Here is a 12582-nt window from a genome sequence, read left to right as displayed (position 1 = left end):
CGGGTCGGCCTCCCGCCGATTGTCCGGGGTCAGCCGGTCGGGAAGTCCTGGCCCAGCACCACGCCGATCTCGGCGTTGGGCGCGGGGGCGGCCTTCTTCACGGCGGTCCCGGGCAGGCCCAGGGTCTTGGCGACCTCCTCGGCCTCCGCCTTCCGGGCCTCGTCACCGTAGGTGACGGAGGAGGTGGTGGCGGGGTCGGCCCTGCCGCTGTCGACGACCGCGTATCCGCCGTTGACCAGCAGAACCCGTGCGTTCTCCGAGACCGATGCCCGGCCGGTGGCGTTGCGGATGGCCACCCGGACGGCGTCACCCTTGTCACTGGTGGTGACGGAGCCGCCGAGGATGTTCTTGACGACGTCGTCGGCCGCCTGCTCGCTGAGGGTGCCGTCCTCCCGCACGGGGAGCAGTTCGGTGCGGTAGTCGCCGCCCTTGGCGTACTCGGAGAGCGTGGCGAGCGACGCCCCGAGGGCACTCTCGGTGAGCGAGGGGTCGAGGATCTGTCCCAGGGTCTCGACGGTGACGGTGGCCGATCGCGCGTCGCTCGGCAGTTTCCGCAGCACCGCCCGCATGACCTGGCCGAAGCGCTGGAGCTGTGCGGCCTCGGTCTCGCCGGGGCCGCGGTGGGTGGCGTAGGCGACGGCGGCCCGGCCGTTGAGTGTCTGGTTCTCGCCCTTCTTGACGAGCGGGTCGCCGCCCTTGGGCGCGGGGACGGCGGCGTCGGTGGTCACGTCGACGGATCCGACCAGTTCGACCAGGTTCTCCAGGAAGGGGGTGTCGAGCCGCCAGGTGCCGGTGATCCGCGCGCCGAGGAGGGCGCCGACGGCCTCCCGGGTCCCTTCGGATCCGTCCTCGTCCACGGACTTGCCGAGGGTGGTGCCGGTGCCGTCGTCGTGGGCGACGGCGAGGGAGTTGGGCAGCAGCACGGTGGTGCCCTGACGGGTGGTGGAGTTGTCCACGAGGAGCGCCGTCGAGGTGCCCTTCTTCTTGGTGTTGTGCAGATGCACCACGATCACGTCGCGCTTCTGCGGTCCGCCGGACGCCGTACCGCCCTTCTCCCCGGAGGAGCCGCCGGGCAGTCCGTCGGTGAACCAGAGGTAGCCGGCGCCGCCCGCGAGCAGGACGACGAGGACGACGACGAGGGCGATGACGCGGTTGCGGCCCCGGCGGCGGGCCTCCTCGCGCCGCTCGGAACGGCTCTCGGTGAACTTCAGCCAGTCGATGACGTCCTCGGACGCGTCGTCCGGCTCCTCGATGAAGGAGAACTGCTCGGTGCGGTACTCACGGTCCGTCTCGGGCCGTTCCGGTGCCGGCCGGTCAGGGGTGGGCTGCTGCGGCACCTGCCACGACTGGGAGGTGTCGGCGGGGGCGGGCACGGTGCCGGCGCCGTGGGCGTCTCCCCCGCCCGCCTCCCGGGGCTGCCCGGCATACGGATCGTAGGGCGCGGCCTGCGGCGCGGACGGCGCGTAGGGGTCGTGGCCCCCGCCGTCGTACCCGGCGGGCCCCTGGTCCTGGTACGGCCCGGGGTACTGCTGTTCTCCCTGGTACCGCTGACCTTCGTACTGCTGGGGCACGTACGGCTGTTGCTGCGGGGACTGCCCCTGGTACAGCTGAGGCGGGTCGCCGAGGTGGGACTGCCCGGCGTACGGGTCGTACTGCGGGGGCTGCTCGTAGACCGGCTGTCCGTACGCGTCGTAGCCGAGGAGCCGCGGCTGCGGGTAGTACGGATCGTACGGATTCTGCTGGTCGTTCACCGGTGCCCCTCTCCGCGGCTCACTCGCCGCGGTACAACTGGCGCTTGTCGATGTAGCGCACCACACCGTCGGGCACGAGATACCAGACGGGGTCGCCCTTGGCTACCCGCGAGCGGCAGTCGGTGGACGAGATCGCCAGCGCGGGGACCTCCACCAGGGAGACCTTGCCCTCGGGCAGTCCGTCGTCGGTGAGGTCGTGACCGGGCCGGGTCACCCCGATGAAGTGGGCCAGCGAGAACAGTTCCGTCGCGTCGCGCCAGCCGAGGATCTGCGAGAGGGCGTCCGCCCCGGTGATGAAGAACAGGTCCGCGTCCTGGTTGAGGGCGCGCAGGTCCCGCAGCGTGTCGATCGTGTACGTCGGGCCCGGGCGGTCGACGTCGATGCGGCTGACCGAGAACTGCGGGTTGGACGCCGTGGCGATGACCGTCATCAGATAGCGGTCCTCGGCGGGGGACACGGCCTTGTGGGTCTTCTGCCACGGCTGCCCGGTCGGGACGAACATCACCTCGTCCAGGTGGAAGAGGGCGGCCACCTCACTGGCGGCCACCAGATGTCCATGGTGGATCGGGTCGAAGGTCCCGCCCATCACTCCGAGTCGCCGACGGCCGGAACCGGGCCCCTTCGGCACTTCCTGCTCTCCCATGCGTGCAGAGCCTACTGGCACGGTCGCGCGGTCCGTCCCGGCCGTCCGCTCAGCGGTCGCGGTTGAAGCTCACCGTGATCCACAGCAGCAGGAGCAGCGCGAGCAGCGCACCGCCACCGACGAGCAGGGGGTCCAGGCTGGGGTGGTTGAGCGCCTTGTCGCCCTCGGCGAGAGTGACCAGATTGACGGAGGTGCTGTTGAGGCTCATCTTCGGCGGGCCCTTATCCAATCGGGGAAACAAAGCGGGGAGACTTCGCCCACATCGTATGCGGGACCCTCGGGCACGCTCACGCCGACTCAGGCGTTGTGGGGGTCGGGGCGTCGTTCCGGCGTCGCCGCGCGGGCGGGCGGGGCCGTGGAGAGCCGTCCTTCCGGAGTTATCCACAGGCTCCGGCACCCGTGGAGTCCACCACCTACGCTGAGATCTGTCAGGGGGGCGAGCACGGATCGATCGCACACACCGGCACCACCGGTCCGTCATGTCCGCCCCACCCGCGTACGCGAGCAGGCGGGCGCGGGCGGGGGCGCACGGGCGGGCGGCGGATGGTGGACACGCCACATCCATGCGTACGGAGCACAGGGCACCGTACGGCCGAGACAGCACACGCACGACGCACCAACGGGTGCACAGGGGGCACGAATGTCCGAAAGCAGCCACACGAATGTGCCGAGCCGGCAGCGCAAGCGCTTCCCGGGCATCTCCTCGCGGGCGTACGAACACCCCGCGGACCGCTCCGCGCTGGTCGCGCTCCGCAAGCTCACCGGGTTCGACACGGTCTTCAAGGCGCTGAGCGGGCTGTTGCCCGAGCGCAGCCTGCGGCTTCTCTTCCTCTCGGACTCGGTCCGGGTGGGCGATGAGCAGTTCGCCCACCTCAACTCGATGCTGAGGGACGCCTGCTCCATCCTGGACCTGGAGAAGGTCCCGGCGATGTACGTCACGCAGGATCCGCGTCCCAACGCCATGTGCATCGGCCTGGACGAGCCGATCATCGTGGTGACGACCGGTCTGGTGGAGTTGCTGGACGAGGAGGAGATGCGGGCGGTCGTGGGCCACGAGGTGGGCCACGCGCTGTCGGGTCACTCCGTCTACCGCACGATCCTGCTGTTCCTGACCAATCTGGCGCTCAAGGTGGCCTGGATCCCGCTGGGCAATGTGGCGATCATGGCGATCGTCACCGCGCTGCGGGAGTGGTTCCGCAAGTCGGAGCTGTCCGCGGACCGGGCGGGCCTGCTGGTGGGCCAGGATCTCCAGGCGTCGATGCGCGGGCTGATGAAGATAGCCGGCGGCAACCACCTCCACGAGATGAACATCGACGCGTTCCTGCGGCAGGCCGAGGAGTACGAGAAGGGCGGCGACCTGCGGGACTCCGTGCTGAAGATCCTCAATGTGCTGCCGCGCTCGCACCCGTTCACCACGGTCCGGGCGGCGGAGCTGAAGAAGTGGGCGGAGAGCCGCGACTACCAGCGGATCATGGACGGCCACTACCCCCGGCGCTCGGAGGACGGGGACACCTCGGTCACCGACTCCATCCGGGAGTCCGCGGCGCACTACAAGGACACCGTGCGCACCAGCAAGGATCCGCTGATGAAGCTGGTCGGTGACATAGCCGGCGGCGCGGGCGACCTGGGCGGGCGGCTGCGCGACAAGTTCACGGGCGCCGGCGGCGGAGCGAAGGACGCGCCCAGGGACGGCTCGAAGGACGGTGAGGGCAAGGGCGGGGGCGAGAGCTAGGACAGCAGGCACCGGCGGACCGGGCGGCCCTGCGGAGGCCCGGTGCCGAGGTCGGGGCCGGAGCCAGGGCCGGCCGTGGTCAGGGCCGGCCGTGGTCAGGGCTGTGGTCAGGAGTGGGCGGGGCCGGGGTCCTGGGGGGTCGGCTGGGCCGCGGGGTCCAGGGAGCCGCAGAGCGCCGCGGGATGGCCGTCCGGGGCGTAGGGGTCGGTGGCGGCCGGGAGGCCCGTGGTGGCCTGCTGGCCGGCCAGCAGGGGGCGCAGCGCGCCGGAGGCGTCCGTGGCGCAGCTGTGCGGCCCGGCCTGGACCCGGCCGGCGACCAGTTCCGCCCGGTGGCGGTCCAGGTCCTCCCGGTCGAAGCGGAAGTGCAGTTCGCGCCGGACCGTGAAGAGCGAGGCGTCGGCAGGGGCTCCGAGCGGCCCGGTGGTCCTGCGGGGCGTGCCCGTCGCGCCGAAGGCGGAGGTGTACGGGCCGGTTCCGGCGGCCGGTGCGGCGGGGTCGTCCCGCCTGTGGGCGTCCTCCTGGTCGCTGTCGTCGTCCCGGCTGGTACCGCCGGGGCGGCCGGTGGCGGGGCGGAGGGCGTAGACGAAGGTGTGGTCGGAGGTGATCTCCAGGGTGCCGGAGGCCGCTTCGGTGACGGTGAGGGTGCCGCGTACCCGTACGGCGGGGTCGGCCAGGGCGACCCGGGCGGGGTCGTAGCGGACGAGCCAGCCGGTGGCCGCGTGGCGGCCGTCGGGTGCCGGGGTGGCCATGCTCCGGTCGAACTGCTGGTGCTGGTCGGGGTCGAGGAGCAGTCGCACGGGCCGGACGGCGGAGCCGGTGAGCACCTCGGGGTTGAGCGAGGACTCCACCAGATAGTCCTTGACGGTGGTGAGGGCGGCGACCACCTGATCGGTGGAGAAGTGTTCGGTGCGCCGGACACCGGGCAGGACGATGCCGGCTGCGCCGGTGCGGAAGTGCGCGGCGGGGCTGCGGGCGAAGAGGTCGGCGGGAGCACCCCCGGGGACGGGTCCCTGGGGAGCGAGGGGGATCACGGTGATACGCAGCGGGGCGGGCCGCGTGGCCTGCTTGGCCTGGAAGGACGGGCGGACACCGAGGTAGATGGCGGTTCCGAAGACCAGGGCGATCAGCAGGGAGAGCATGCCGATGATGAACACGGTCGGCAGGGAGCCGGACCGGGGGGTGCGAGAGGGGAGGCTGCGGACGGCGCGGGTGTGTCCGTCCAGCCGTTCCAGGGCGGAGTACTCCTGGAGTCGTGCCGCCCGTACAAACGATTCGTCGAAGACGACGGACCGGTACTCGTCCTCACCGCCGTCGGGGAGACCGTCGGGTGTCCCCTCGGGTGGGTCTCTGCGACCAGCCATACCTTGAGGGTTGGTCCCAGGAGGCTCCGGTAAACGTGGTGGCTCAGGGCGCGGGAGGCAAGAAGGGGGCGGTCGGGTGGTGATCAGGGGGCGCTCGGGTCCGCGGGGATCCGGGGAGCGGAGCGGGCGGGCTCGGCCGATGGGGTGACCGGGAGGCCGGCCGCGGTGCCGGGGGGCGCGGTGGTGTCGACGCCGGTCGTCGCCGGGGACGGCGCCGGTTCCTGACGGCCGCCGGAGGCTCCCCGGTAGACGGCGGTGAAGGCGAGGGCGACCATCCCGATGCCCATCACCAGGGCCAGCACCCAGGCGACGGGACGGTGCCAGCGGGCGCTGCCCCGGTAGGGGCGCAGGGCTCCGCCGTCGGGGCCGTACGGGTCCAGGTCCCACAGGTCGTCGGCGTCGCCGTGGTCGCCGTCGCGGAGGCGGCCGCGGCCGCCTCCCGGATCGTCGTCGTGGGCGCCGGGGACGGCTCCGGCGGCGCGGGCCGCCTCCGCCTCGGCGCGGGCCTGGGCGGCGGCGAGCAGGCGCTCCACCGCCGTCGGCTCGTGGACCTCGGCGGCCCGTACGAAGTCCTCGTCGAACACCACGGGGGCGAAGTCCTCGTCCGCGCCTCCGCGGTCGTCGTCGGGCTCCCAGCCGTCCGGGAACGGCCTGCCCCCCACGTCGTCCGGCACGGATTCAGAGTAGACCCGGCCGGGGGGTTTGGGCAGTGCGAGGGGGAAGTCTCCCCGCGGGAGGAGGTCAGCGGGTGTGGCCGTCCCCGGTGACGATGTACTTCGTCGACGTCAGTTCCGGGAGCCCCATCGGCCCCCGGGCGTGCAGCTTCTGGGTGGAGATGCCGATCTCGGCGCCGAAGCCGAACTGGCCGCCGTCGGTGAAGCGGGTGGAGGCGTTCACGGCGACCGTCGTGGAGTCCACCAGTTGGGTGAAGCGGCGGGCGGCGGCCTGGGAGGTGGTGACGATGGCCTCGGTGTGACCCGAGGACCAGCGCCGGATGTGGGCGACGGCGTCGTCGAGCGAGTCGACGACGGCGGCGGCGATGTCGTAGGAGAGGTACTCCGTCTCCCAGTCCTCGGGGACGGCCGCCACGACGGTGGCCCGGGTCCCTTCGGCACGCTCGCGGACCCGCTCGTCGGCGTGGACGGTGACCCCGGCGTCGGCCAGGGCGTCGAGGGCCCGGGGCAGGAAGGCGTCCGCGATGTCCCGGTGGACGAGGAGGGTCTCGGCGGCGTTGCAGACGCTGGGGCGCTGGGCCTTGGAGTTGACCAGGATGTCGACGGCCATGTCCAGGTCGGCGACGGCGTCCACGTAGACGTGGCAGTTGCCGGTGCCGGTCTCGATGACGGGGACGGTGGACTGTTCGACCACGGTACGGATCAGTCCGGCGCCGCCGCGCGGGATCAGGACGTCGACGAGGCCGCGGGCGCGCATCAGCTCCTGCACGGAGTCGCGGGACTCGCCGGGCACCAGCTGGATCGCGTCGGCGGGCAGCCCGGCACCGGCGACGGCGTCCCGCAGGACGGCCACCAGGGCGGTGTTCGAGGAGTACGCGGAGGACGAGCCGCGCAGCAGGACGGCGTTGCCGGACTTGAGGCAGAGGGCGGCGGCGTCGACGGTGACGTTGGGGCGGGCCTCGTAGATGATGCCGACCACGCCGAGGGGGACGCGGATCTGCCGCAGGTCGATGCCGTTGGGGAGGGTGGAGCCCCGGACGACCTCGCCCACCGGGTCGGGGAGGGCGGCCACATCGCGGACGTCGGCGGCGATGGCGCGGACCCGCTCGGGGGTGAGCGTGAGCCGGTCGATGATCGACTCGCTGGTCCCGGCCTCCCGGGCGCGGGCGGTGTCCTCGGCGTTGGCGGCGACGACCTCGGCCGTGCGGGCCTCCAGAGCGTCCGCGATGGCCAGCAGCGCCGCGTCCTTCGCCGAGCGCGGCAGTGGCGCGATGTCGGCGGCGGCGGTGCGGGCCCGCTGGGCGGCCCGGACGACCGGGGAGGTGGTGTCGTGCGGCGAGGGAGGCGTGCTCGTGGTCATACCCCGCAGGGTAGTGCGCCGGGCGGGGCCGTCCTGCGCCGTTCGCCTGCCGTCCCGCAGTGCGAGACGGCGGGCCCGGCCGGCCTGTGGACCGCCCGCCCGGACCCGTTCCGCCGGGCCCGGCCGGGGGTTCGTGCGCCCCGACGCCGGGCTCGCCCGGCGGAGTCCGCGCGGAGCCCGGGTGAGGCTTCCTCGCAGCCCGCGTGGATGCCCGCCGGTGGACGGTGACCGGTGGACGGTTCCCTCCGAGCCGAGGTGGCACGGAAACCCTCCGGCCCCACAGGACTCAGGACTCACGGGACCCGCACGATCCCCGGGATCCACCAGGCCCGTGGGAGCCGTGGGTGGCGTTCTCCGGCCCTCTGTCCAAGGGCCCGGGACCGGCCCCCGCCCGCACCCCCTGTCCCGTGGCACGGAACCCCGTACTCAGACCGCGCGGAGGGAGCAGAGGCCCGGGCCTCTCCCGACCGGAGGAGCGGCCCCACGGCCGGTACACGCTCCCCGGCCCCGTCCGGTGGACGGGGCCGGGTGGAGGGTGGAGGGTGCCGGGTGGAGGGTTCAGAAGGGGTGGACGCCCACCGGGGTCGCCGGTGGTGGGCCGTAGCCCTCCGCGATCCGCTGGTGGTAGGTCTGCCGGTCGATGACCTCCAGGCCCACGATCTTCCACGGCGGCAGTTTGGCGGTCGAGCGGTGCTCGCCCCACAGCCGCAGGGCGACGGCGGCCGCGTCGTGCAGGTCCTGTGCCTCCTCCCAGTAGCGGATCTCGGCGTGATCGTTGGCGTAGCGGCTGGTCAGCAGAAAGGGATGATCGTGCGCGAGCTGTTCGAGACCGCGCCGGACCTCCGTCAGCGGAGCCTCGGCGCCGGAGACGCTGAGGGTGATGTGCCACAGCTTCGACGGTGTCCGGTTGTCGCCGATGGCCTCGGTGACATCGGTGACGTCCCGGGGGCCGGTATCCGGGCGGGGCGCGGCGCGCGGTCCGTCCGCCGTGCCGCCCCGGCCCGTCCCCTGTCCGGCCGTGCGGAATCCCGTTCCGCGCAGCCCGGACGTGCCGAGGCCGACCGGCCCCGGGACCGCCGGGCCCCTGGGCTCGGCCGGGTCCCCGTCGAAGTCGGCGCCGGCGTCGACGGCCGTCAGTGCCCGCTCCTCGCCGGCTGCCCTGCGGACCGCTTCGCCCGCCGTTCTGCGGGCCGTCTCGCCCGCTGTCCTGAAGGTCTCCCCCGCCGCCCTGCGGGTGGTCTCCCCCGCTGTCCTGCGGATGTGCGGGACGACCCCGTTCCCTCGGGGCACGTCCCCTGGGCGCGCTCGTCTCACCGGCGGCCTCCTGTTTGCATGGTCGGTCGTGCTGTACCCCGTCTTCCCCCCGCAACAAAGTTGACCAGCCCCGGACCGAACATGGGGTGCTTTTGGTAAAGGTCCCTGTTGGTTGGCGGGACTTTCAGCCGTTTCAGGGGTGGAGGACGACCAGATCGTCCCTGTGTACGACTTCCCGCTCGTACTCGGGGCCGAGTTCCTGGGCGAGGTCGCGGGTGGAGCGGCCGAGGAGCCGGGGCATCTCCCTGGCGTCGAAGTTGACCAGGCCACGGGCGACGGCGGCGCCCGCGCCGTCGCGCAGCTCCACCGGGTCCCCGGCGCTGAACTCGCCCTCGACGGCGGCGATCCCGGCGGGCAGCAGCGACATCCGGCGGTGGACGACGGCGTCGACGGCCCCGTCGTCCAGGATCAGCGCGCCCTGCGGGGTGGACGCGTGCGCCAGCCACAGCAGCCGGTCGGCCGAGCGCCGCCCGGTGCGGTGGAAGAAGGTGCCGGTGGGCCGGCCCGCGAGGGCGTCGGCCGCGTGGACGGCGGAGGTGAGGACGACGGGGACGCCGGCGGCGGCCGCGATCCGGGCGGCCTCCACCTTGGTGACCATGCCGCCGGTGCCCACGCCCGCCCGGCCCGCGCTGCCGATCTCGACATGGGCGATGTCGGCCGGCCCGCGCACCTGCTCGATCCTGGAGCTGCCGGGCCGCGCCGGGTCCCCGTCGTACAGGCCGTCGATGTCGGAGAGCAGCACCAGCAGATCCGCCCGGACGAGATGGGCGACGAGGGCGGCGAGCCGGTCGTTGTCGCCGAAGCGGATCTCGTCGGTGGCGACGGTGTCGTTCTCGTTGACGACCGGCACGGCACCCATGGCGAGCAGCTGGTCCAGGGTGCGGTACGCGTTGCGGTAGTGGGCGCGGCGGCTGGTGTCGTCGCTGGTGAGCAGGACCTGTCCGACGCGTACGCCGTACCGGGCGAAGGAGGCCGTGTAGCGGGCGACCAGGAGTCCCTGGCCGACGCTGGCGGCGGCCTGCTGGCGGGCGAGGTCCTTGGGGCGGCGGGCGAGGCCGAGTGGCGCGAGCCCCGCCGCGATGGCGCCGGAGGAGACCAGCACGATCTCCTTCTCGCCGCCGCTGCGTACGGTCGCCAGCACGTCCACGAGGGCGTCCACGCGGTCGGCGTCGAGCCCGCCGGACGCCGTGGTCAGGGAGGACGAGCCGACCTTGACGACGATTCTGCGGGCCTGGTTCACCTGCTGTCTTGCCTCTGTCACAGGAGGAATCTATGCCAGTCGGGCACCGGGCCGCCGGGGCATTTCAGCGGCTGGACAGCGACCCGGGCACTCCCCCGTACGCGCCCCGTCCCACGCCCCCCGGCGCCCCCGGGCACCCGAAGACCCGGCCGGACACCGGAACCGAAACGGCCGGGGCCGTAACCGGGGGCCGTCAAACAGCCGGGGGCCCGTACGGAGTGTTCCGTACGGGCCCCCGGCGCACACGTCAGCGGGACAGCGGCGCCTGCGCGTCGCCGGCGCCCGCGCCCGCGTCCGCCGGCACCCCGGAGCCGAGGGACGAGGAGCCGATGCCGGGCTCCGCCTGCGCCTGCGCCTGCTCGTTGAGCCGCTCCTCGACACCGAGGTTGCGGGACTCGGACTCCGCCGCGAGCGCGCGGACGGCGTCGTTGAAGCGGTCCATGGACGGCGGGTTGTCGGGGCCGAGGAGGTACTCCTTCAGCTCCTGCCGGTCCTGTGCGAGGGTGTCGCGCTCCGGGGAGGCGACGGCCGCGAGCAGCTCGTCCAGCTCGGCCGCGCTGTTGGTGAGGATCACGGCGGCGCGGGCGGCGGTGTTCTGCCGCTGGAACTCCTCGGCGCCCAGCTCGGCGGAGTCGGTGAGCGCGTACGGCTTGCCGCTGGCCATGAAGTCGGACACGACGCTGGAGATGTCGGAGACCATGGCGTCGGACTCGTTGAAGCAGTCGTAGATCTTGGGCTCGGGGCCCGTCACGACCAGGTGCTCCCACCAGCCGGCGGAGCCCCAGTACGCCTCGTTCCACTCGGCGCGCAGGTCCTTGATCCGGGCCAGGCGCTGAGGGTCGGCGAGGGAGTCGCGGGACAGCTCGGCGCCGTCGCGCCCGGACTTGCCGGTGATCGCCAGCTCGGCCAGCTCGGCCTCGATCCGGACCATCGCGGCCCTGGCCGTCTCCTGGTCCTGCTTGGCGGCGACGGCCTGGGCGGCCCAGCTCGGGTCGGCGGCGCGGGCGGCGTTGGCCTCGCGGATCATCGTGGTGATGGTCGCGGAGACGATCTTGGCCTGCTTGTCGCGGATGCCGGTGAACGGGTGCGGCTTGAAGATGACCCGGACCGGGTTCTCGGCGGCCAGGAGCCTGCGCACGATGTTCTCGCCGGCGAGCAGTATCGAGGTGTTGCCCGGGTTGGTGTCCCAGCCCTCCCAGGTGGGGGCGTACAGGACGGTCGGGATCGGATTCTTCGGGGTGCCGGTCCAGGGCTTGATCGGCGCCAGCTGGGGCCGTCCGACCTCGACGATGTCGTCGTCGCGGACACCGACGTCGGCCAGCGCGTAGCGGTCGCGCCCGGCCCGCCCGGCGGTCCAGACCTCGTCGTACACCTTGCTGTACGGGTTGACGCTGGCGAGCTTGTCGCTGTCGCCGTGGCCGATGAAGACGTGCTGGATGGTCGGGACGCGCAGCAGGTGGATGTTCTTGCCGACGTTGGCCGGGTAGAGGGCGACACGGACGCTGGAGAGGTCCATGTTCATCAGGTGGGTGGCGCCGGGGACGCAGATCACCGGGACGGTGGTCGGGTGGAGCTTTCCGACCAGGCCGCGCTCGCGCATGATGATCAGCGGGCGGCCCTCGATGTTCTCCATGGTCTCCAGCCACATGTTGCCCTGGTAGGCGGATTCGCTGGAGCCGGAGAAGTAGAGCACGACGGTGGGCTGGTACTGGCGCAGCCACTCGCTGACCGCTTCGAGGACGACGGGGGCGGCGGGCACCCGCTTGCCGCGGCGCAGATAGGGGGCGAGGGCGGCGATGTAGAGCAGGCCGAAGGCGACGCTCAGGCCGATACCCGCGTACCCGAGGACGTTCTCGCCCAGCGCGGCGGCGAGGAGCACGCCGAGCATGGCGGGGATGTCCAGGTGGAGCATCTTCTCGGCGGCCCGGCGGCGCAGGAACAGCGGGGCGGCGTCCGGGATGTCCAGCTGGAGGTCGACGTTCCGGGTGACCACGGGCATCGCGCGGCGGAGCCGGATCAGCGTGGTGAGCGCGCCGTGCGGGGCCTGGAGGGCGTAGAAGACGAGGAAGCCGGCGACGGCGGTGTAGAAGAGGGGGCTCTCGGCGAGGCCCTCGCGCGCCAGCAGCAGGACCAGCAGCACCTGGCGGAGCAGGAAGCGGATGGTGAGGCCGACCCGGACCTTGGCGAGCCGGTTGATCAGATAGCTGCCCTTGCGGTGCAGATACCAGTCGGCCGCGTAGGTGACGGTCGCGAATGCCGCGAACAGCCAGACGTTCGGCAGCAGCGCGGCGATCATGACGCAGGGATAACCGAGTCCGATGAGAGCCGCGGCGGTCAGCTCGGACAGGCTGCCGACGCGCGCCAGTCGAATGGCTGTGGAAATCACGAAGAACCTGCTCCAAAGGGTGCCGATGTGGTCCTTTTGCGAGAATTGCGAATCCGGGACTTCACGACCCGAAGGTGGAGTCAGGACCGTCGCACAGCACACAACCGGGCCCCCGCGTCCC

General features: G+C 72.6%; 10 protein-coding genes. 1 reads left to right on the top strand and 9 read right to left on the bottom strand.

The annotated features are described in order from the left end of the window. Positions 1-29: 29 nt before the first annotated feature. The 3 genes from SYYSPA8_RS05700 to SYYSPA8_RS05690 are packed head-to-tail and all read right to left on the bottom strand — an operon-like array spanning position 30 to position 2602. Positions 30-1751 carry an LCP family protein gene (locus SYYSPA8_RS05700; RefSeq protein WP_323445836.1) on the bottom strand — a complete coding sequence of 574 codons (1722 nt, stop codon included), beginning with the start codon at positions 1749-1751 and terminating at the stop codon, positions 30-32. A gap of 19 nt (positions 1752-1770) precedes the next feature. After that, positions 1771-2394 carry a nicotinate-nucleotide adenylyltransferase gene (nadD, locus tag SYYSPA8_RS05695; RefSeq protein ID WP_323445835.1) on the bottom strand — a complete coding sequence of 208 codons (624 nt, stop codon included), beginning with the start codon at positions 2392-2394 and terminating at the stop codon, positions 1771-1773. Positions 2395-2443: 49 nt separating this feature from the next. Continuing rightward, positions 2444-2602 carry a hypothetical protein gene (locus SYYSPA8_RS05690; RefSeq protein ID WP_323445834.1) on the bottom strand — a complete coding sequence of 53 codons (159 nt, stop codon included), beginning with the start codon at positions 2600-2602 and terminating at the stop codon, positions 2444-2446. Between the two features lie 432 nt (positions 2603-3034). Between SYYSPA8_RS05690 and SYYSPA8_RS05685 the strand changes: the two genes are divergently transcribed. Then, a complete protein-coding gene (locus tag SYYSPA8_RS05685) occupies positions 3035-4126 on the top strand; it encodes a M48 family metallopeptidase (protein WP_323445833.1) in 1092 nt (363 codons plus the stop codon). A 107-nt stretch (positions 4127-4233) separates the two neighbouring features. Here the strand turns inward: SYYSPA8_RS05685 and SYYSPA8_RS05680 are convergent, their stop codons facing one another. The 6 genes from SYYSPA8_RS05680 to SYYSPA8_RS05655 all read right to left on the bottom strand — a co-directional run bounded on the left by SYYSPA8_RS05680 (position 4234) and on the right by SYYSPA8_RS05655 (position 12461). Beyond that, a complete protein-coding gene (locus SYYSPA8_RS05680; RefSeq protein WP_323445832.1) occupies positions 4234-5487 on the bottom strand; it encodes an SCO2583 family membrane protein in 1254 nt (417 codons plus the stop codon). 83 nt (positions 5488-5570) lie between these two features. Beyond that, a complete protein-coding gene (locus SYYSPA8_RS05675; protein ID WP_323445831.1) occupies positions 5571-6161 on the bottom strand; it encodes an SCO2584 family spore wall biosynthesis protein in 591 nt (196 codons plus the stop codon). 67 nt (positions 6162-6228) lie between these two features. Further along, positions 6229-7521, bottom strand: coding sequence for a glutamate-5-semialdehyde dehydrogenase (locus SYYSPA8_RS05670; protein ID WP_323445830.1), 1293 nt, complete (start codon positions 7519-7521; stop codon positions 6229-6231). 558 nt (positions 7522-8079) lie between these two features. Continuing rightward, positions 8080-8562, bottom strand: coding sequence for a hypothetical protein (locus tag SYYSPA8_RS05665; protein WP_407705935.1), 483 nt, complete (start codon positions 8560-8562; stop codon positions 8080-8082). A 406-nt stretch (positions 8563-8968) separates the two neighbouring features. Next, the gene (gene proB / locus SYYSPA8_RS05660) at positions 8969-10096 is read right to left on the bottom strand and encodes a glutamate 5-kinase (RefSeq protein ID WP_323445829.1); all 1128 of its coding nucleotides are present in this window, start codon (positions 10094-10096) and stop codon (positions 8969-8971) included. A 226-nt stretch (positions 10097-10322) separates the two neighbouring features. Then, positions 10323-12461: a hypothetical protein gene (locus tag SYYSPA8_RS05655; protein WP_323445828.1), complete on the bottom strand. Its 2139-nt coding sequence runs from the start codon at positions 12459-12461 to the stop codon at positions 10323-10325. Positions 12462-12582: the final 121 nt, after the last annotated feature.

Origin of the sequence: Streptomyces yaizuensis, assembly GCF_034961445.1 — a bacterium.
Taxonomy (GTDB): domain Bacteria; phylum Actinomycetota; class Actinomycetes; order Streptomycetales; family Streptomycetaceae; genus Streptomyces; species Streptomyces yaizuensis.
The sequence above is the reverse complement of the archived record's forward strand: the minus strand, read 5'-3'. Positions and strand labels throughout refer to the sequence as shown.

Excerpts from the sequence above, each read along its gene's own strand:
- nadD (WP_323445835.1), bottom strand. The coding sequence starts at position 2,394 with ATGGGAGAGCAGGAAGTGCCGAAGGGGCCCGGTTCCGGCCGTCGGCGA.
- SYYSPA8_RS05690 (WP_323445834.1), bottom strand. The coding sequence starts at position 2,602 with ATGAGCCTCAACAGCACCTCCGTCAATCTGGTCACTCTCGCCGAGGGC.
- SYYSPA8_RS05685 (WP_323445833.1), top strand. The coding sequence starts at position 3,035 with ATGTCCGAAAGCAGCCACACGAATGTGCCGAGCCGGCAGCGCAAGCGC.
- SYYSPA8_RS05680 (WP_323445832.1), bottom strand. The coding sequence starts at position 5,487 with ATGGCTGGTCGCAGAGACCCACCCGAGGGGACACCCGACGGTCTCCCC.
- SYYSPA8_RS05670 (WP_323445830.1), bottom strand. The coding sequence starts at position 7,521 with ATGACCACGAGCACGCCTCCCTCGCCGCACGACACCACCTCCCCGGTC.